General features: G+C 68.5%; 15 protein-coding genes and 2 pseudogenes. 8 read left to right on the forward strand and 9 right to left on the reverse strand.

Features of this window, described 5'->3' with window-relative positions; translation table 11 throughout:
* Positions 1-7: 7 nt before the first annotated feature.
* Entirely contained in the window at positions 8-550 is a 543-nt protein-coding gene (locus tag STSP_RS33615) for a hypothetical protein (RefSeq protein ID WP_198547500.1), read from the reverse strand.
* A gap of 142 nt (positions 551-692) precedes the next feature.
* Here STSP_RS33615 and STSP_RS33620 point away from each other — a divergent pair, with 142 nt between their 5' ends.
* The gene (locus tag STSP_RS33620; RefSeq protein ID WP_107441477.1) at positions 693-2,744 is read left to right on the forward strand and encodes a S8 family serine peptidase; all 2,052 of its coding nucleotides are present in this window, start codon (positions 693-695) and stop codon (positions 2,742-2,744) included.
* 452 nt (positions 2,745-3,196) lie between these two features.
* Positions 3,197-3,432, forward strand: a pseudogene (locus tag STSP_RS33625) (IS982 family transposase); the annotation flags it as partial.
* A 136-nt stretch (positions 3,433-3,568) separates the two neighbouring features.
* On the opposite strand, the gene STSP_RS33630 reads toward STSP_RS33625, so the two are convergent.
* The 3 genes from STSP_RS33630 to STSP_RS39835 form a co-directional block, all read right to left on the reverse strand.
* Complete coding sequence (locus STSP_RS33630) at positions 3,569-4,639, reverse strand: hypothetical protein (protein WP_157902966.1); 1,071 nt, start codon at positions 4,637-4,639, stop codon at positions 3,569-3,571.
* Positions 4,640-4,671: 32 nt separating this feature from the next.
* Positions 4,672-5,019 (reverse strand): hypothetical protein, encoded by a 348-nt coding sequence (locus STSP_RS33635; RefSeq protein WP_067284811.1) that lies wholly within the window; start codon positions 5,017-5,019, stop codon positions 4,672-4,674.
* A 230-nt stretch (positions 5,020-5,249) separates the two neighbouring features.
* Positions 5,250-5,579, reverse strand: coding sequence for a hypothetical protein (locus tag STSP_RS39835; protein ID WP_067284812.1), 330 nt, complete (start codon positions 5,577-5,579; stop codon positions 5,250-5,252).
* Positions 5,580-6,251: 672 nt separating this feature from the next.
* Here STSP_RS39835 and STSP_RS33645 point away from each other — a divergent pair.
* Positions 6,252-7,317: pseudogene (locus STSP_RS33645) on the forward strand (IS701 family transposase); the annotation flags it as partial.
* Positions 7,318-7,580: 263 nt separating this feature from the next.
* Here STSP_RS33645 and STSP_RS33650 read toward each other — a convergent pair.
* Positions 7,581-8,549, reverse strand: coding sequence for a LysR family transcriptional regulator (locus STSP_RS33650; protein ID WP_232789895.1), 969 nt, complete (start codon positions 8,547-8,549; stop codon positions 7,581-7,583).
* A 100-nt stretch (positions 8,550-8,649) separates the two neighbouring features.
* Between STSP_RS33650 and STSP_RS33655 the strand changes: the two genes are divergently transcribed.
* From STSP_RS33655 to STSP_RS38935, 3 genes are all read left to right on the forward strand, one after another.
* A complete protein-coding gene (locus STSP_RS33655) occupies positions 8,650-9,573 on the forward strand; it encodes a serine hydrolase (protein WP_067284813.1) in 924 nt (307 codons plus the stop codon).
* Positions 9,574-9,657: 84 nt separating this feature from the next.
* Positions 9,658-10,680 carry an MBL fold metallo-hydrolase gene (locus STSP_RS33660; RefSeq protein ID WP_078067719.1) on the forward strand — a complete coding sequence of 341 codons (1,023 nt, stop codon included), beginning with the start codon at positions 9,658-9,660 and terminating at the stop codon, positions 10,678-10,680.
* Between the two features lie 229 nt (positions 10,681-10,909).
* Positions 10,910-11,113: a hypothetical protein gene (locus tag STSP_RS38935; RefSeq protein WP_232789901.1), complete on the forward strand. Its 204-nt coding sequence runs from the start codon at positions 10,910-10,912 to the stop codon at positions 11,111-11,113.
* A 245-nt stretch (positions 11,114-11,358) separates the two neighbouring features.
* Here the strand turns inward: STSP_RS38935 and nhaA are convergent, their stop codons facing one another.
* The 4 genes from nhaA to STSP_RS33680 are packed head-to-tail and all read right to left on the reverse strand — an operon-like array spanning position 11,359 to position 15,868.
* Positions 11,359-12,753 (reverse strand): Na+/H+ antiporter NhaA, encoded by a 1,395-nt coding sequence (nhaA, locus tag STSP_RS33665; RefSeq protein WP_078067720.1) that lies wholly within the window; start codon positions 12,751-12,753, stop codon positions 11,359-11,361.
* Positions 12,754-12,812: 59 nt separating this feature from the next.
* Positions 12,813-13,673, reverse strand: a complete 861-nt coding sequence (locus tag STSP_RS37890) for a CBS domain-containing protein (protein ID WP_157902967.1) — start codon at positions 13,671-13,673, stop codon at positions 12,813-12,815.
* A gap of 51 nt (positions 13,674-13,724) precedes the next feature.
* The gene (locus STSP_RS33675; protein WP_067284814.1) at positions 13,725-14,522 is read right to left on the reverse strand and encodes a slipin family protein; all 798 of its coding nucleotides are present in this window, start codon (positions 14,520-14,522) and stop codon (positions 13,725-13,727) included.
* A complete protein-coding gene (locus STSP_RS33680) occupies positions 14,519-15,868 on the reverse strand; it encodes an NfeD family protein (RefSeq protein ID WP_232789896.1) in 1,350 nt (449 codons plus the stop codon). Before STSP_RS33680 ends, STSP_RS33675 begins: the two co-directional genes overlap by 4 nt.
* Before the next feature lie 215 nt (positions 15,869-16,083).
* On the opposite strand from STSP_RS33680, the gene STSP_RS33685 reads away from it, so the two are divergent.
* On the forward strand, positions 16,084-17,211 hold the full coding sequence (locus tag STSP_RS33685) for a helix-turn-helix domain-containing protein (RefSeq protein WP_232789897.1): 1,128 nt from the start codon (positions 16,084-16,086) through the stop codon (positions 17,209-17,211).
* A 31-nt stretch (positions 17,212-17,242) separates the two neighbouring features.
* Positions 17,243-19,084, forward strand: coding sequence for a glycoside hydrolase family 15 protein (locus tag STSP_RS33690; protein ID WP_067284815.1), 1,842 nt, complete (start codon positions 17,243-17,245; stop codon positions 19,082-19,084).
* Positions 19,085-19,182 lie beyond the last annotated feature (98 nt).

The raw sequence follows: 19,182 nt of genomic DNA on the forward strand, positions 1-19,182 counted from the left end.
TCATGCTTCATGCGACGGAGTGGGTGACCGTCCCGGTGTAGGTGCCGCCCACGGCGGTCGCCGGCAGCGCGACCATCAGTGTCGGCTGCCAGGAGGTGGTGTTGTTCCCGCTGCCCGACGTCTTGGCGAACGCCGTACGCGGGACGCTGAGGCTCTGCGCCTGCGCACTCGTGGCCTGGCCCGGTACGCGGGCGCCGGGGCCAGTGGTTTTGGTGGCCGGACCGGACCAGTACGAGACCTGGTTCCTGGAGATCTGCCGGGCGGCGCCGCCACCGGGCGTGGTGAAGTCGGTAGCCGCCACCGTCGCGGTCCACACCGCGTTCCGCACACCCCGGGTATCCGACACCTGGACCGTACCGAGCTGTCGGCTCATCGATGAACCAGGCAAGGCCGCGCCGAGATGCACCGAGGCCGGCACGGTGATCGACAGCGCGCCCGGCGGTTGCGCGACGCGCACCACGGCGTGGCTCGCCACCGGCGCTGCCACGCCGGGCAGCACCGTCACCACGGCCGCCGACCCGACGCCTATAAGCGTCCACAGCATTCGCACGCCGCGACTATAGAGACCGCAACGGGCGCTTTCAGTCCATCTTCACTCTTTCAGACGGTTCATGACTGACTGTAACTGGATAGCGTTCCTCAACCGGTTTCGCCCCATCCGCACCCTCGGCGGATCTATGTCCAGGAGCCCCATGCGCAACTCCGCACGCACAGCGACGTACGCCGTCCTCGCCCTGGTCCTCGCCGCCTCCGCCAGCCCCGCCCAGTCCACGCCGGCGCACGACGACCGCGCAGAATCAAGCAGCCTCGTCAGCGCCGGCTACGACGACCTGAATCGAAACGACCGTCCAGCGTGGAGCCCGACACACCCGGACCCCACGCTGATCCGGCTACGCAACCGCACCTTCGATCCGACCACACCTGAGGGGGAACGCACCCGGCCGCGGGGACAGCTACGGACGGTCGGCGGCCGCACGTACCTGGTCCAGTTCGCCACCACGCCGCTCGACAGCCACCGCGCCGAACTAGAGCGCCTCGGTGCCCAGATCGGCGCCTACATTCCCGACGCGGCGTACGTGGTCCGCATGGGCACCGCGACCCGAGCGCGGGTCGCTGCGCTGCCGTACGTGCGATGGGTCGGCCCGTACGACGCCGGCGACAAGATCGAAGGCGGGGCCGTGCCGTCGACCACCCGCCGGTATCTCATCACGCTCGTGGAACGCAATGCCGCCGACCAGCGGGCGGTGGCCGAGCGGATCACCACGATCGGCGGGAGAGTGCACGTCGCATCTGCGAGCCGGCGACTGATCGAGGCAACCCTGGAGCCGGCGCAGGCGCTTGCCGTGGCGCACCTGGACGCGGTGCTCGCGCTCGATGCGTGGACGGCACCCGAAGTGGACATGAACAACGCTCGCATCGCGGGCGGCGCAAACATGGTCGAGACCGCGCTGGGCTACCTCGGCCAAGGCGTACGCGGCGAGGTGATGGACACCGGGCTGCGCACCACACACCAGGAGTTCGCGGCATTCCCGCCGATCATGCATACCGCCAACACCACCAGCACAAGCCACGGCACCTCGACCTACGGGCAGATCTTCGCCTCCGGAGTCAGCCCCAACGCCCGCGGTCTGCTCCCACAGGCGCAGCCCATCTTCGCCGCCAACAACGTGTCCGACCGGTGGACGCACACCGCGCAGCTCGTCGACCCCGCCGGCCCCTACCGGGCGGTCTTCCAGTCCAACAGCTGGGGCAGCGCCCTGACCTTCAGCTACAACTCCACCTCAGCGGCGATGGACGACATCGTCTTCGACCACGACATCCTGATCTGCCAGACCCAGGGCAACACCGGTAACCGCTCCGCCCGGCCACAAGCGTGGGCGAAAAACGTGGTGTCCGTCGGCGGCATCTACCACTACGACACCGTCTCCCGCACCGATGACGCATGGAACGGCGGCGGCAGCATCGGCCCCGCCGCGGACGGGCGAATCAAGCCCGACCTGTCGAACTACTACGACGCCGTCTACACCACCGCGAGCGGCAGCGACACCGCGTACACCGGCACGTTCAACGGCACCAGCGCCGCCACCCCGATCACCTGCGGCTACGCAGGCCTCATCTTCCAGATGTGGGCCGACGGGGTCTTCGAGGGCAGCCCCGGTCTGGACCGCGACGTCTTCGCCTCCCGGCCACACGCCGCCACCGTGAAGGCGCTGCTCATCAACTCGGCCGACCAGTACGCCTTCACGGGCGACTCCCACGACCTGGCCCGAATGAAGCAGGGCTGGGGCACGGCCAGCGCCGGCAACCTGTACCAGCAGGCGCAAGCCAACAACTGGCGGCTGCCGATCCTGGTGAACGAGACCGACGTACTGACGGCGGGCCAGACCGCGACGTACACACTGACCACCGACGGCAGCCAGCCGCTGAAGGCGACGATGGCCTACACCGACCCGATGGGCTCGCCATCGGCGGCCCAGGCGCGGGTCAACGATCTGACCCTGAAGCTCACCGCCCCGGACGGCACCGTGTACTGGGGCAACAACGGACTCGCGGCAGGCAACTGGTCAACGCCGGGTGGCTCGGCGAACACGATTGACACCGTCGAGAACGTCTTCATCCAAAACCCGGCCGCCGGCACCTGGACCATCCAGGTCATCGCCAGCCAGGTCAACGTGGACGGACACGTGGAAACCCCCGCGACCGACGCCGACTTCGCCCTGGTCGCCAGCGGAAAGGTCACCTAGCGCGCCAGCGAGGGATCAGCCAGTGTCCCGGCATACGCAATGCATGGGACGGTCAAAAGCCAAAAGGCACACGATGGGATGGCATTCGCGGTCTTTAATGCTTCTGGTGGAGTGACGGCAACCACTGCATCACCAGCAGTGGCAAGCGAGTTGAATCTAGGTCATGGACGGTACATCTGACAGCGCTGGATGCCTGCCGGGTCACACGCATCGCCACGTGACTTTCGCCGAACTCACTGACGCGTACTGGCTGAACCCACCGGATGACGCCGACCCGGCTGCGTCGGTTGCGTCGTGTCCGGAGGATGACGGGGTTCGCTCGGCGGCGGATGGAGAGGCCGCTATCGCTGGCCACCCGGCAGCCCGTGGGGGAACGGGATGCCGCCGGGTGGCCTAGAGTCCGATGTGCGTGCTGGTCGCGACCATGGCGAAGGGCGCCCGTTGGTCGGTGTGTGAAGACAAACCTGGACGGCCTTCTGGCGGCACTGTACGTGTTCATCGACGACCATGTGGCGCCTTGTCGCCGGATCGGGCGCCCCCGAAACTCACGGACGCCGAACTGCTGTGCCTGGCGGTCGCCCAGGTCCTGCTCGGCTTTCCCTCCGCCCGGCACTGGATCCGCTTCGCCCATGCCCGACTCGGGCACCTGCCCCAGCAGTCCGCCTACAACAAGCGTCTCAACGCCGCCGCCGACCCACGGTCGACCCCGATCCATCGCCCTCGCATCTGATCGCCGGGGTGCGGGTCATGACTGCGTGGTTGGTCAGTGACGTGCTTGTCCCAGCCGGAAGGCGTTACGGCCGGGGTATGTGGCAGGTGTCGTATCAGCGCCGGTGGTGCTCGTTGAGCGCAACGCTCAGCAGGAGCTCAGCGAGACGCATGGCGGCATCGGGCTTGCCCAATGTGCGGGCGGCCTTCGCCATCGCCCCGCGCCGCTCCCGCGACGTGAGGACCGGTTCCAAAGCGCGGCGTAGCTCACGCGCATTGGCCCGCTCCCCCACGAGTGCCACAGCAGCACCGGCCTCTTCGAGGTGGAGCGCGTTGTGCTCCTGTTCGTCGCCGGACGTCGGCGTGTGCGGCGCCCACGCCAGCCGCGCCGGGAACGACTCCCCAGCCGTCCACCCCTCAGCCCGACCCGCCTGGTACAGGCGCTGCACGAACTTGAACAACAGCCGGTACTTGTGCTCCCGCGCCAACCGCATCGCCCCCACCAGCGCATCCAACGGTGCAAGCGCAAGCTTGAACGCATACCCAGACGGCACCTCCGAGGCATCCAGCGTGCCCAACCCGACTGCCGTGATCCGCGAGTTCGACGCGATCCGGTCCAACAGGTGCTCCGCCCGAGAGCGCAGCTCCGCCAACTGCGGCGACGTGTCCAGCGCATCCATGCGCCCGCTGTCGCCGAGCTGCCACACCGCGCCCGCCTCCACCTTCAGCTGCTCGGGCTTGCCCGTCGCCCGGTCCAGCGGCAGCCGCGCGCCCGAGAGCGCGATGATCGGTGTGCCCGTCGTCGCGGAAGCGGCCGAGCTGTCCGAGTCCGTCGCCGCCAGCTCGTCCAGCCCTTGGAGTACCCGGGCAATCGCCGACCGCCCCCAGTGCTCCCCGCCCTCGGGGATCGTGTTCGTGATGTGGATGACCGGCACGAAGTCGATCATCAGATCCAGCCGGTTCAGCTCTGTGCCGTCCGGCCGGACCCGAAACGACGCCGTGTCCATCGGCATCCGGTCCAGCGTCTCCCCGCGCTTCAGGTCCTCCAGCTGCCACTCGGCATCCGTCAGGTAACACGTCATGTTCGACGGCCGCCCCGGCTCCCACGGGTACTGGCGCACCGTGCTCCCGTCGTCCTCGGATATCGGGCCCAGCTCGTAGGTCACCCGCCGCACCCGGGCCTTCAACCCCGCGTCCGTGTCCTCCGGCAGCTCCCACGTCAGGTGCACCCTCGCCGGAAAATTGCTGTCCTGCTCGTCGTCCCACTGCGGGAAGAAGACCCCGGATCGTAGACACGCAGCGTCGGCCGCTGCTTCTCCGGATTCCACGCCAGCACATACACGCTGTCCCCGAGCAGCACGGCATTCCGCTCCGCCTGCTGCACCCGCAGCGTCAGCAGCTCCTTCTCCGCCCACTTCCGCAGCCGCTCCTGCACGGTCGCGGCCTGCGTCGAGCCCGGCTCCGGGGCCTCCTCGTCCGCGTGCTCCGCGCCCGCCACCATGATCTGCTGATCCGACCCGAGCAGATAGCCCAGCGCCGTGTCGACCAGGTTCGCCGCGTCCCCCAACTCTCGCCGCTCCAGCGCCGCTTCATCACCCGACGCCGCCGCGAGCTGCCCCGCCTGATTGTTGTCACAAGCACGTCGGCAGCTACGGGGCGGAGCCGAGGGTCTGCCTCGCTTCATCAGCACGGTTACCAGCGTCTTCGCAGTGCTCTGGGCGAGATGGAGAAACTTCAGACGCGGCGCCCCGAAGCTCGGTTACTCCGGCCTGGGGACGACCGAGCACGCCGCCGCGGTCAGTGCCCGAAGATGTGGCGTCGGCGCCGCCGAGGAGCCGGCTGGTCCGGCGCCGACGACGCGCCCGCCCCACCCTGCCGTGCCGCGCTGAACAGGGACGCACGCATCCGGCGCTCCGATTTCACGCCGGCGGAGAGCAAGGCCAGCCCCAGGCAGAAGATCAGTGCCAGCACCACGCCGGAAAGGAACAGCCCCGACGCGTTCAACGTCGCGATCTGGTTGCCTGCAATCTCAACAGGGTAGTCGGGTGTGCCCGAGAAGTTGTCCACGACCGCAACGGCCGTGAATGCGCTGGTGGCGAGTACCAACAGGAGACCCAGCACAAGCATCGCTCTCACCTCGTCATCTTGCCTCCCCCTCTCCTCCAGTTACCCGGATTCGATCGCGCCACGCAGGCAGCATTGACCGGCCAGCGGTCCGACGGCAGAGAGCCCGCCCGCCGGTCTCGCCGTCGTTGAGCCGGTGGCTGCGGGCGGGTGACTTGGTGCCCGGCGAGGGTGCGCAGCGGATGAACGTATGGCTTGCGGGGCTCGAAGGGGCCGGGTCCCGTCGGTACAGGTACCGCAGCCGCCCGACACCCCGGCGCCGGGCAAGATCCGGTGGCGTAGCGGTGCGCGATCAGGCCGCCGTCGACAAGGTGGGGCACGATTGGCCCCGCATCTCCTGGCTTGCTCGCCGGGCGCCCCATTGGCCTGGCGCGCCGCTTCACGTCCGCCTCGACCTCGCTGCGAGTGAGCTCCCGTTCCTTCGCGTACTCGGTGATCGCGACCTGCACATCCGATCCAGATCACGTCAAGCCCGCCACGCCGTCTCATACGTCTGGGTCTGCCACTCCGCCCAGCCCGCAACTGCAGGATTTCAGGTAGGAAGCAGGCCACAGCCGCTCGCACGCCTGGTCCGCAACATTCGCCGGAGCCATGTGCTCGTCGCCGTCCTGAACGTGCTCGGCAGCCACGCCAGCCCGCACTCACCCTCGTCGCCCTATCAGGGTTCACGGCTCGAACCAGTCCACGTGGATCCGGTGCCGGTGCGCCGGCGGATCGCGCAGCGAATGGTGCCGCAGATCGGCCCGGACGCCCGGGCTGTCGATGACGTGTCGTTCCCCAAGGACGGAAGGATGTCGGTGGCGGTCGCTCCCCAGTACTGCGGTGCGCTGGGCAAGCAGGCCAACTGCCAGGTCGCCGTCAGCGTGCACGCGGTCTCCGACACCGCCTCGTGCCCGCTGAACTGGCGGCTGTTCCTGCCGCAGGAGTGGGCGGATGACGCCGTCCGGCGCCAGCGGACCGGCGTGCCGGAGGCGTCGGCACCGGGAGAAGTGGCGGCTGGCACTGGACGCCCTTGACGAACTGGCCACATGGCACCTTGGGCCGCCGGTCGTGGTGGCGGATGCCGGCTACGGCCAGAACGCCGACTTCCGCGCTGCCCCGGCCGAGCGGGGACACGCGCACGTGGTCGGCATCCGCGGCGATATCACCGTCCAGCCGCACGAGGCGCACCCCGCCGCTCCCGCCTGGTCCCGCAACGGCTACCGGCCGGTTCCCCGCTACCGACAGCCACCGGTGACGGTGGCGCAACTGGCAGCGGCCGCCGGACAGGAAGCCTTCAGCGAAGCGACCTGGCGGGAAGGCTCCCGCGGCCCGATGACCTTGCGCTTCCTCGCGCTGCTTGTCCGGCCAGCCGGGTGCGCTCGCGTCGGCTGGCCCAGGCAGCCGGTGGCCGAGCACGGCCGCTGGGACGGCGTCCTGCCCCAGGTGCGACTGCTGGCCGAATGCCCGACGGCAAGGACTAACCGACCGGTTCTGGCTGTCCGACCTGCCCGACGACACCCCGATCGCCGACCTGGTCCGCCTGGCAAAGATCCGCTGGCGCATCGAGCACGACTACCGAGAACTCAAGCACGGACTGGGCCTGGACCACTTCGAAGGCCGCTCCTGGCCGGGCTGGCACCACCACGCCACCCTGGTCACCGCCGCCCATGCCTTCCTCACCGAGCAGCGGCTGGCCCCAAAAGCCGACACACCGGACTCACCCTCTACCAGATCCTCGACGCCCTCCAGAACCTGCTGAACTGTCCTCGGACAACAGTCTGAAGCCAGCAGGCAGCGACGTGTCCAGTCGTGCCTCGATTGCGGGCCAGTCGGGTGGTTGCCGGAGCACTGCGTCGATGCCGCACAAGACCGTGAACCGCTGCTTCCAGGGTGGCAACCGCCTCGATGGGGTCCATGCGGCTGTGCCGAGGATGCTGCGTACCAATGAGGTCGTCCACCGCGACAGGGTGCCAGAGAGCAGGTCAAAAGCCGCTCAGCACCATGGGATGGAGGACATCGTTGTTAGCCGTAGACCACCGACCACGGGCGCGGGGAATCGTCCCCGGGGTGCGGGACGCCCTCGCGCCGTCGGGTCGCGGTGTGGTCACGGGCCAGGACGCCGCGTGCGAGTTCCGCGAAGCGACGGGCGGCCGGGTGGGCTCCGCGGCCGGCGGGCCAGGCGCCGCTGATGCGCAGGGTGAGGGGGCGGTCGGCCAGTGGCCGCCAGGCGACGCGGGGCTCCTTGCGGGCCACCGGGCCCTGGTCGAAGGCGACTCCGTGGCCTGCCGTCACGAGGGCAAGCAGAAACTCGGGGTTGGACGCGTGCCGCAGGCGACCGGGGACGAAACCTTCGGCACGGCACACGTCGAGGATCCGGTCGTACCAGCCGGGTGCGTGTGCCCGGGGGAAGAGCACCAAGTCGTGGCCGGAGAGCTCGCCGAGCGTCACCTCCGGCAGCCGGGCCAGCGGCGAGGTACGCGGCAGGACGACACCCAGGTCCAGTGAGATCTCGGGGCCGAGTTGCAGTTCGGTGGCGTCGACGGGATGGTGCACGAGTCCGACGTCCAGCCCACCGCAGGAGAGCAGCCGTACCTGCTCCTCGGTGGTGACCTCCTGCAGGTCGACGGAGAGCCCCGGAGCGTGCTCCGCGCAGGCCGAGAGCAGTGCGGACAGCACGGCAGCCGTGGTGTCGGGCGGTACGCCCGCGCGGAGCGTGCCGAGACCACCGTCGGCGGCGCGGCGGACCAGCGTGCGCAACCTCTCCTCCCGGGCGAGGAGTTCGTGAACCTCCTCCAGCAGTGCCGCCCCAGCAGGGCTCAAGCGGACGCCGCGCTGCGAGCGGTCGAACAGCTCTGCACCGAGCTCCTTCTCGAGCCGGCGGATCGCCTGGCTGAGCGGCGGCTGCGCCATACCCAGCCGCTCGGCTGCCCGACTGAAGTGCAGCTCGTCGGCTACGGTGACGAAAAGACGCAGGTGGCGCAAGAGATCCACGATCAAAGATCGTACGTCAGGGCCGCTCCGAGGGGGCTGGATTCGCTGGCAGCGCCGAGCACGACCCGAGGATCATGATGAACCGATAGCAGGGGAAGCAATGGTGGAGGAACGGATCCGACAGGTTTTCGCCGGGGCTGGGGCCGAAGGGCAGCTGCACGCTATTCCCGTTCACATGCGCACGACGGTCGCCGGGGAGGCCGGCGCAGAGCCGGGTGCCTGTGAAGTAGCCGTGGACGCCGACGATCTCGTCGTGATCGCCTCGATCTTCAAGGTGCTGTTGGTGCTGGAGTTCGCCCGGCAGGTCGTTGCCGGCCAGCTCGACCCGCGGGAGCGGATGCGGGTGACCGCGGCGGACCGGCTCGGTGGCTGGGGGACCGCCGGCTGTTTGGACGACGTCGAGCTGTCGCTGCGCGACTTGGCCCACTTCGCGATGTCGGTCAGTGACAACTCGGCGGCCGACCTGCTGCTGTCCCGCGTCGGTCTCGACACCGTACGACTGCTCGGGGAGGAACTCGGACTGGTTCGGACCCGGATCGTGGGCGGGCCGCGAGAGCTCCTGGAGTCGATGCTCGCGGAGGTCGGGGCGCGTGATGAACGAGAGTTCGCCGTGCGCTACCCGGCCCTGCCGGACGACCGCAAGAGACAGCTGGCCGTGCTGGATCCCCGCCACACCACGGCGAGCACACCCCGCGAGATCACCCGGTTGCTCCAGCTCATCTGGAGCGATGCCGCCGGGCCGCCGGAAGCCTGCGCCCTCGTACGTGACTTCATGAGCCGTCAGGTATTTCGCCACCGGCTGGTGTCGGGCTTCCCGGACGACGTCATCGTGGCGGCCAAGACCGGAACGCTGCCGGGGCTGCACATGGAGGCGGGCGTCGCCCGCTACCCCGACGGACAGTGCTACGCGATCGCCGTCTTCGCCCGCACCCAGGACCTGGCCGCCTCCCGCGCCACGGTGGACGCCGCGATAGGCAAAGCCGCCGGAATCGCTGTCGGCCTCCTCCGCGGAGACGGCCGCTGACCAGATCACATATGCGTTCGCATATCGTCAGGGCTGAAGGCTGGTCTTGGACACGGGAGTTCACGGCCTGATCTCCTGACGCCCATGCCCCAGGACAAACGTGTCACGAACAGATCAGAACTGCCCTCCGGCCGCAGACTCGACCGTCGTACCGTGCTGCGGGGCGCCGCGCTTGGCGCGGCCTCTCCGCTGATTCCGGCCCAGGCCGCCACCGCCTTGTCTGGGCATGGCGGCCGGGGCAGTGGCTCAGCCGCCGGTTCGACATCTTTCCGCTGGCTCGGTACCGCCGGCTGGCGTATCGACGTGGGCGACCGGACTGTTCTTTTCGATCCGTATCTCACCCGCTTCCCCACCGGCCTGTACGAGGGCGCCTTCGACCCTCAGACCCCCTTGCAGACCCGGCCGGAGGTCGTGGACGCGCACATCGGCCACCCTGAACTCATCCTGGTCAGCCACTCCCACTGGGACCACCTCGCCGACGTACCCCACATCGCCAAGACCACCGGAGCCCGCGTCGTCGGCACCGAGACCACGTACCACCTCCTGGTCGCCCTGGGGGTCGACGCGGGGCAGATTTCCGTGGTGAAGGGCGGCGAAGTGCTGGATTTCGGCGGGATCGTCGTCGAGGTCGTGCCGAGCCTGCACAGCCGCAACAAGAAGTGCGCCTACTTCGCCCCGGGCACGCTGAACGCCCCGCCCACGACCGTCCCGAGCACCATCTCTGACCTGCCGGAGGGCGACACCCTCGCCTTCCAGGTGACGGCCGGGGACAGCGGCCCGTCGGCGTTTCTCATGGGCGCCAGCGACTTCTCTGAGCGGGCGGTGCGTGGGCTGCGCCCCGATCTGGCGATGATCGCCGTACCCTCCAGCACAGCCACCCACCGCTACGTACCCCGACTGCTACGCACGCTGGACACCCCCAGCGTCGTCGTCCCCGTCCACTGGGACAACTTCGAAGTTCCGCTGAGCGGTCCCCCGGTACGTGACCCGGCGATGGATCTGGACGCGTTCCTCGCCCAGGTCCGGAAGGTGTCCCCGGCGGCGCGAGTCGTTGTCCCGGACTACCGGACCGTGTACGACGGCACCATGCGACCCACCAGCGCCTAGCGCGATGACCCCGGGCGTGGTGGCAGCGAAGCGAAGGGGACAGCTCACCGAGCCCGCGTGGGCGGCTTCCAGGGTGCAGTCACCATCGACCTGATCCTCAAATGGCCGTCGATTGGGCTGGTGCCACCGGGGTAGCCGGCAAGGACCAGGTTGGTGAGACTGCCGTCGGTAGATTTCGCGCCCGGGAGCAATCATGCACAACGCCGCGCGCCAGGATCCTAGACCAGTGATGGTTGGCGTCGAGGATGCTCATGACCAGCAGGCCGTAGTGCGGTACGCGGCTCATCAGGCGTCCCTGATGGGAACGGCGTTGCATGTAGTGCATGCTGTCCCGATACCTACCCCCATTGGGCGTAGGACCGACAATGAGGCCGAGGGCACGTCCAGGGCAAGGCATTTCCTTCGGGCCGTGATCGCGTGCGCCAACTCATGAGCCAGCAAACTGCCGAGGAGCAGCAGGGAACCGGCCACGCCAGCCAGCGAGTACACCATCGTTGACTGTCCCGGAACCGATGCGGGGAGTGTGTGGCGGCCGAGGGTGTATCCAAGGAGGATCACGAGAAGTGGCGCGGTCCAGTGGATCCGAAGCGGCACTCCGAGGATTCGTCCAATCTGTACCGAGTTGTTCATTGCCGTCTCCCGTCAGCTGGGGACGAGCGGTCATCATTCGTACTCGCATCACCTCTCGGGTGCGGATGGGTCGTCGAGGCCTTCGCCGTGATGTGTGCGGTGGGCTTTCGGAGTGTCCGAGCCGGTGCTGTCGGGCTGCTCGGCGGCCTGGGCGTGCTGGTAAATGTCGGGGATGCCGTCGGCGTTCTCGTCGGCGGCCTCTGCTTCGTACAGACGCCGGTATTTGTTGTTCCGCAGCCTCAGCAGCACGCACGCCAAGACGGCGGAGGTCAGGGATCCGAGGAGGACAGCGGCCTTGATGTGTTCCAGATCCGCGGGATTGACGTAGGCCAGTTCGCCGATCAGCAGCGAGACGGTGAAGCCGATCCCGGCCAGCATGGCCACCGCCAACACGTCCGCCCAGGCCAGGTCCGGGCCCAGCCGGGCTCGGGTGAAGCGAACAGCCAGGTATGAGCCGCCGAAGATGCCCAGAACCTTGCCGGCGGCCAGGCCCAGAGCCACTCCCAACGGCTCTGGTTCGCTGACGACATTGCCCAGGGTTTCGCCGGATACGCTGACTCCGGCCGCGAACAGAGCGAACAGCGGGACCGCCACGCCTGCGGAGATGGGCCGGACCAGGTAGGCGATGTGTTCGGCGGGCCGCCTGCCCCTCTCACCGTCTTTGGCCACCCGGAGTATCAGCCCCATGGCGACTCCCGCCACCGTGGCATGCACGCCGCTTGCGTGTGTCAGTCCCCAGATGACGAGCGCCAGCGGCACGTACCAGTACCAGCCGTGCACCCGCCTGCGGTCGTGGAGGTGGAAGAACAGTCCCAGCCCGAGCAGGGCGCCGATGAGGGCGGGAAGGTGGATCGTCGACGTGTAGAAGATGGCGATGACGACGATGGCACCAAGGTCGTCCACCACCGCGAGGGTCAGCAGGAAGGCGCGCAGGGCGGAGGGCAGGTGGGTGTCGATCACCGCGAGCACACCCAGTGCGAAGGCGATGTCGGTCGCCATGGGGACGGCCCAGCCGTTCCACGTTCCTCCCATGGACGTGGCGACGAGTCCGTAGACCAGGGCCGGTATGACCATGCCGCTGATTGCTGCGACCACGGGCAGGAGGGCTGTTCCCGGGTGGCGCAGCTCTCCGACCACCAGCTCACGTTTGAGTTCTGCGCCCGCAACGAAGAAGAAGATCGCCAGCAATCCGTCGGCCGTCCAATGGGCCACGGAGAGATCCAGGCCCAGCGCCCCGATACCGAAGTGGAAGTCCCGTACCGTCTCATAGGCGCCACGCAACGGGGTGTTCGCCCACACCAGTGCCACGGCCGCGGCGGCGAGCAGCACCATCCCACCGACGGTCTCCGTGCGCAGCGCGTTCGCCACGAAGGTGCGCTCCGGCAGCGGGAGACGGCCGAGGAATGTGGGCCTGCTGTTGCAGTTTCTGTTGCGGTTGGGCATGTGGCTTGCCTCTCGCCCTTTAGGACAGGAGTCCTTGGACACTTTCGACCAGCACGTGCTCAGGCGGCCTGAAGGAGCCGTTCCAGCAGACGCGTGGCTGTGACGACGCCGAGCAGTCGGCCTGAGGCACCCTCAGGGCGGTCGACGATGGCGACGAGGGGACTTCGGCCGCGAGCCATCAGTTCTGCGAGCTCGATCGCTGTCCAATCCGGACCGGCAGTGGGGAGGTACGGCCCTTTCACCGGTAGGCAGTCTGCGACCTTCCGCCCTTGGAGGGCGCGGCACAGGCGATCGGCATGCGGCTCGTCGATCACCTCGGCCAGCAGCCGGTCCTCTTGCACGTAGCGGGGAACCAGTGTCCTGACCACATCGCAGGCGGGCAGAATCGCATACGGCTGCCCCGTGGGATCAACCACAAGCAGACCGGGCAGACGCTGCTCCACGAGCACGCGCACCGCCTCAAGGGCATCAGCGTCATTCCTGATGGAGAGGTATGGCTCTGCGAGATCACGTGCACGCATGACATTCCCCCTTCGCCTGTGCCGTGGGTGAGCAAGCGGTGCGGCGCCTGCGCCTCGGCGGTGTCGCGGTGGTGGTTTCTGGGACCGACGAAGCCGGTGTTGGGTGTGTTCGGAGACGGACGGAGGAAGGCGTCCGGGTGGGTTCTGGTTGTCGTCGTCCCGCGGCGGTGCGCCGAGGATCGCGGTAAGGAGCAGGCCGAGAAGTGCCACGATCGTGAGCACTACAGCGGTCACCACTCGCCAGTCGCGCCGTTTGCCGGTGTCGTTGTGGTCGCCCTCGGAGTCCTGGGGGAACTGCCGGTTCAGGGTGTCGATCCGTGATGCGAGCTCAGGGTCGTCCCGGGCGAGGCGTCGTTCGATCTCTGCGAGGATGTGCCGGTCGTCCATCGAGGGGTTCATGCCGACCACCTGGATCGTGAGGGGCGGTGCGTGCTGCACAGCGTGTCGGCCTTACAGCTTTTTCTCGGCCGGGATGGCGGGTTGTGTGCCGCCAGTGGGCCGGAGCATGTCGACGAGGCGGAGGATCTCCATCGGCAGCGGGAAGATCAGGGTGGAGTTCCGCTCGGAGGAGATCTCCGACATGGTGGACAGGATCCGCAGGTGTATGGCCGCGGGATGGCCTTCGAGCCGCTCGGCGGCGTCGGCGAGCGTCTCGGCGGCCTCGAATTCGCCCTTGGCGTGAATGACCTTGGCCCGCCGGTCGCGTTCGGCCTCGGCCTGCCGGGCCATGGCGCGCCGCATGGCCTCAGGCAGCTCGACGTCCTTGACCTCGACCAGGGTGACCTTGACGCCCCACGGGTTGGTCACGTCGTCGATGATCCGCTGCAGCCGTTGGTTGATCTCATCCCGGTTGACCAGCAGCTCGTCCAGGTCGACCTGCCCGAGGATGCTGCGCAGAGTGGTCTGGGCGATCTGCGAGGTGCCCTTGATGTGGTCCTCGATGGCCACGACGGAGCGGTTGGGGTCGACGACGTTGAAGTACGTCACGGCGTTGACGCGTACGGTGACGTTGTCCTTGGTGATGACGTCCTGCGGCGGGATGTCCATGGTGACGGTCCGCAGCGAGACGCGGAACATACGGTCCACCACGGGAATGATGAAGAACAGTCCTGGTCCCTTGGCGCCGATGATCCGCCCGAGACGGAAGATCACGCCACGCTCGTACTCGGGCACGATCTTCACGGCGGCCATCAGAAGCAGGAGCAGAACCACTGCGCCAACGATGATGCCGAGCAGTCCTGGGCTCATGATCCATCCTCCTGTTCGGTCTCCCGGCCCGTGCCGGGCTCGGCGCTGTCGACGATCAGGTCGAGACCCTCGCGGTCCACGACACGGACGTACTGGCCTTCGGTGAGCGGGCCGTCGCGGCCGCGGACGGTCCACCAGGCGCCCTCGAGCAGTACCTGACCGGTGCCGCGCTCGACACGGCGCACCACGGCCTCGCATCCCAGCAGTCCCTCGTGCCCGGTCGTTGGCTGCGCTCGCCTGGCGCGCCAGGCGAGCCGGCCGGCGAGCAGTGAGCCGGCTCCCACGATGAGAGCGGTCGGCCAGAGCACGGCAGGGTCGACACCGAGCTCGCCTCGGAAGAGCAGCACTCCCGCGAACAGAAGGGACACGGTCCCCCCTGCAGCGAAGATCCCGACTCCTGGAGTGAGCACTTCTGCGACGAACAGGGCGGCGGCCAGGGCAAGGAGGAGCAGGCCGCCGACGTTGAAGGGCAGGACGCTGAGCGCGACGAAGCCAAGGACAAGCAGGATGACCCCGACGACGCCGGCGAATCCCATGCCAGGGCTGGCCAGTTCGTAGATCACCGCCAGTGTGCCGACCGACAGGAAGAGGAACGCCAGCTCGGGACTGGCCAGCAGTTGGCGCAGCTCGCCGGCGAACCCGAGATCATGCTGCACGACCTGCGCCCCGGCCGTGCGCAGAACGACCTCGCGCCGTGCGTCCTCTGGGCCCACGGCAACGCGGCGGCCGTCCAGCTCGCGGAGCAGTTCATCGCGGGACGGCGCCACGAGGTCGATCACGTCCATGCGCAGTGCTTCCTGGTCGGGCACCGCCACACCGTCGCGCACCATGTCCTCAGCGAACTTCGTGCTGCGTCCACGCTGTTCGGCGATGGAGACCGCGAACGCGGCCGCGTCGTTGACCACCTTCTCGCTCGCCTCCTCGCCCTGCCCCGTCACCGGCGTGCCGGCCCCGATGTGGGTGCCGCGCGCCATGGCGGCGATGTGCGCGGACATCGTGATGTAGGCGCCTGCCGAGGCAGCACGCGCGCCCGACGGCGTCACATAGACGACGACCGGGACCGGTGAGGCGAGGAAGTCCTGGACGATCTCCCTGGTGGACTGCAGCAGCCCTCCTGGGGTGTCCGTCTCGATCAGATACGCGGCATGCCGTTCGCGTTCGGCGATGCGCAGACCTTCCCTGAGGTGTTCGGCGACGACTGGTGTGATGGTGCCGTCGACCCGCGTCGCCAGCACGGTCGACGCCTGCGCCGAGCTCACGGTGGGCAGGGCGAAAAGCCAGGCAAGGGTCACAAGGAGTATCCGGGCGAGCACCTGGATCGGCGAGAGGGGTCGGCTTCGGGGCACGAGGCACTACCCCCCTTCGTCGCGGGGTCGTAGCGGACAAGTCCTGATGGTGACGGAACTACCCGTGCAGAGCCGTGCGGAGGCTCGCCGAAGGGGTGCAGAGGCGGCCGTTTCGGCGGGCCTACATTGCCGAACTACGGAAAAATAGGTGCATGGAACATGCGAGCACCTCGGAGCCGCTGCCAGATGGGTCTGTATCGGAGCCTTCGACACTCGTGCCTCCTCCGGCCGACAGACACGACGCGTACGCGACGGCACGCACGCTGGACCGATACGTGGAACGGCTCGCCGAGATATCCGTCAGCAGGCAAGCACTGTGCGACGAGGACCTCGACGGCCTGAGGGAACTGGCAGCGGTCGCGGCCGAGCACGGCATCGCCCTGCGCTCCCTGGTGGCCGAATACCTGACCTTGAGCCGCCGTGCGTGGGCAGACTCTCCGGGAGCCCGCCGGGCCCAGAACGTCGTCGACCTGCGAGAAGTGACATCCGCACTCCTCCGGGCCGTCGGCGATGCGACGGTGGCTCTGACCGAGGGCTACGAGACCGCCCACCGGGCTGCCATCCGCCGCGAAGAGGCCAGTCGGCGCGAGTTCGTCGACGACCTCCTCGAGGGCCGTACCGATCTGGGCCGGCTCGCCGAGCGGGCGGAACGCTTCGGTCTTCGCCTTGTCGGGCCGCACGGCGTCACCGTGGCCCGGGCAGGAAGCCCTTTCGGCGCCGGCGACCGGGCCACCCGCTACATCGAGGAAGCCCTGACCGCCAGATTCGGGGTACGGGAGGTGCTGATCACCACCAAGGACGGCCTGCTGGTGTGTGTGTCGCCCGGCGCGGCGTCGCAGGTGCCGCACCACTTCGCTACACAGGTACGCAACGCGGTCAGCAAGGACTACCAGGTCGCCATCAGCCGGCCCCGACTCGGCCCCAGCGGCATCGTCCGCTCCTACCAGGAAGCACGCAGCACCCTCGACCTCGCTGCCCGGCTGGGGCTGGACAACCCGGTGGTATGCGCCTCCGACTTGCTGGTCTTCCAGGTCCTCGGCAGGGACCGGGCAGCCATCACCGACCTCGTGGACACCGTGCTCGGGGCCCTGGAACACACACGCCGCGGCCCCCAGCCCCTGCTGGACACCCTCACCACCTACTTCGACAGCGGATGCCTGAACACCACAACTGCCCGCCGACTGGGACTGAGCGTCCGCGCGGTCACCTACCGGCTCGCCCGCATCCGGCAGCTCACCGGCTACGATCCGGCCGATCCCGACCAGCGATACACCCTGCAGACCGCCACACTCGGAGCCCGCCTCCTGGGCTGGCCCTCCCGCCCGCTCCAGCGCGCCGACTGATCACTCTCCCGTCAATGGGTACAGGACGGGTATGAGCTTGTGGTCGCCGAGACGCCACGAGGGGTATCCGCCGATCGAGGATTACGGGCTGATCGGCGATGGCCGTGGCTGCGCCCTTGTGGGGCGCGATGGCGCGGTGGACTTCATGTGCGTCCCGCGCTTCGACTCCCCGCCGGTGTTCTGCGCCCTGCTCGACCGGCATCGCGGCGGTTCCTTCCTGCTGACACCGGACCGGCTGCAGAGCTGCCGCCAGCACTATTTGCAGGACACCGGCGTCCTGGTGACGGAACTGCGCGCGGACACCGGCACTGTCCAGGTGACCGATGCCTTCGTCCTCGAACCCGGCGCTCACCTGGAGGAGGACACCCCGGCCGGCAAGGGTCAGCTGGTCCGTCATGCCCTCGTCACCCATGGGACCGTCGACCTCAGGGTGCTCATTCAGCCGCGGGGCGGCGCTGAGGCCCGACGTGATGCTGCCGGATGGCAGCTGGCCTGCCCTGGGCAGCAGCTGACGCTCCACCTGCGCGCATCCAGGCCTCTGCCCGACCCCCGGAGCACCCTGAGGCTGCACCAAGGGGAAGAGGTGTGGCTGGTACTGCAATGGAGCCAACCGCACGACGTCCACCAGAACCGCAGGATCGATGAGGAGATCACGGAAACCGTAAGGGCCTGGCGGCGCTGGTCGGCATACGTGGTGGATGACGTGCCGCAAGCGGACCTGGTGCGCCGCTCGGCCATCACCCTGAAGCTGCTGGACCATTTCGAGAACGGCGCGATCGTCGCCGCTGCCACCTCGTCGCTGCCCGAATGCATCGGCGGGCGCCGCAACTGGGACTACCGCTACGCCTGGATCCGGGACGCCGCATACACGGTCTTCGCCCTGCGCCGCATCGGGCTGCCCATGGAAGCCGGAGGCTTCCTCTCCTGGGCTCTGACAGCCGCACAGCAGGACGAGCACCCACGGGTCCTGTACGACGTGGACGGCCGCCCGCCGCCGGCGGAAGTGATCGACGAGGAGCTGGAGGGCTACCGGCGTTCCGCACCCGTGCGCTGGGGAAACGCCGCCGCTGAACAGGTGCAGCACGACGTCTACGGAGAGATCCTCGACTGCGCCTTCCAGTGGGCAGCCACCGGCGGACGCCTGGACGGCCGGCTCTGGCACCGCCTGGCTGACCTGGCCGAGCAGGCCCGCACCGCATGGAAGACCCCTGACCACGGAATCTGGGAGGTCCGCACCCACGGCCGCCCCTTCACCTACTCCGCCGCCATGTGCCAGGTGGCACTCGACCGCGCCGCGCGGCTCGCCCGCCGCCTGCACCTGCCGGGCGACCTCGACACCTGGGCCGCCGAGGCGCGCCGTCTCGCCGGGTGCATCCTCCACGACGCCTGGGACGAACGCAGCAACGCCCTCACCGAACACCTCGGCCCCGGAGGCGGAATCGACGCCTCACTCCTCGCCCTCCCCCTACGACGCGTACTTCCCGCCGACCACCCGCGGATGATCGCAACCACACGGGCCATCACCAGCCGGCTGGGCGCAGGCGACGGCCTGCTCTACCGCTACCTGCCCAAGGACTCACCCGACGGACTCAACCAGCCCGAAGGCGCATTCGTCCTGTGCAGCTTCTGGCTCGTGGACAACCTGGTCGGCCAAGGGCACGTCGACGAAGCCAGCGCACTTTTCGACACCGTGTGCTCCTACGCCAGCCCGCTCGGGCTGTTCGCCGAGCAGATCGATCCCGCCGACCGTTCCTTCCTCGGCAACTTCCCCCAAGGCCTCAGCCACGTCGGCCTCATCGCCAGCGCGGTGGAACTCGCCCGCGCACAGCGCGGAATACGCCCGGAGCTGTCCACTCACGCGTGGTTCCAATGAAGGCGTCCCTAGCCAGCCCCAGTCGGCTCCACGTGACGAACCATGGTGCAGGACCGACCCTGGAAGAGACACCAGGACGAGCTGCCGCGCGTAGTGTG

It is taken from the genome of Streptomyces jeddahensis, from assembly GCF_001642995.1.
In the GTDB taxonomy this organism is placed as follows: domain Bacteria; phylum Actinomycetota; class Actinomycetes; order Streptomycetales; family Streptomycetaceae; genus Streptomyces; species Streptomyces jeddahensis.

What these genes read in the sequence shown, in the direction of transcription:
- STSP_RS33620 (WP_107441477.1), top strand. Translation starts at nt 693, where the DNA reads ATGCGCAACTCCGCACGCACAGCGACGTACGCCGTCCTCGCCCTGGTC.
- STSP_RS39835 (WP_067284812.1), bottom strand. Translation starts at nt 5,579, where the DNA reads ATGCTTGTGCTGGGTCTCCTGTTGGTACTCGCCACCAGCGCATTCACG.
- STSP_RS33655 (WP_067284813.1), top strand. Translation starts at nt 8,650, where the DNA reads ATGGTGGAGGAACGGATCCGACAGGTTTTCGCCGGGGCTGGGGCCGAA.
- STSP_RS33660 (WP_078067719.1), top strand. Translation starts at nt 9,658, where the DNA reads ATGCCCCAGGACAAACGTGTCACGAACAGATCAGAACTGCCCTCCGGC.
- STSP_RS38935 (WP_232789901.1), top strand. Translation starts at nt 10,910, where the DNA reads ATGGTTGGCGTCGAGGATGCTCATGACCAGCAGGCCGTAGTGCGGTAC.
- nhaA (WP_078067720.1), bottom strand. Translation starts at nt 12,753, where the DNA reads ATGCCCAACCGCAACAGAAACTGCAACAGCAGGCCCACATTCCTCGGC.
- STSP_RS37890 (WP_157902967.1), bottom strand. Translation starts at nt 13,673, where the DNA reads ATGAACCCCTCGATGGACGACCGGCACATCCTCGCAGAGATCGAACGA.
- STSP_RS33675 (WP_067284814.1), bottom strand. Translation starts at nt 14,522, where the DNA reads ATGAGCCCAGGACTGCTCGGCATCATCGTTGGCGCAGTGGTTCTGCTC.
- STSP_RS33690 (WP_067284815.1), top strand. Translation starts at nt 17,243, where the DNA reads ATGAGCTTGTGGTCGCCGAGACGCCACGAGGGGTATCCGCCGATCGAG.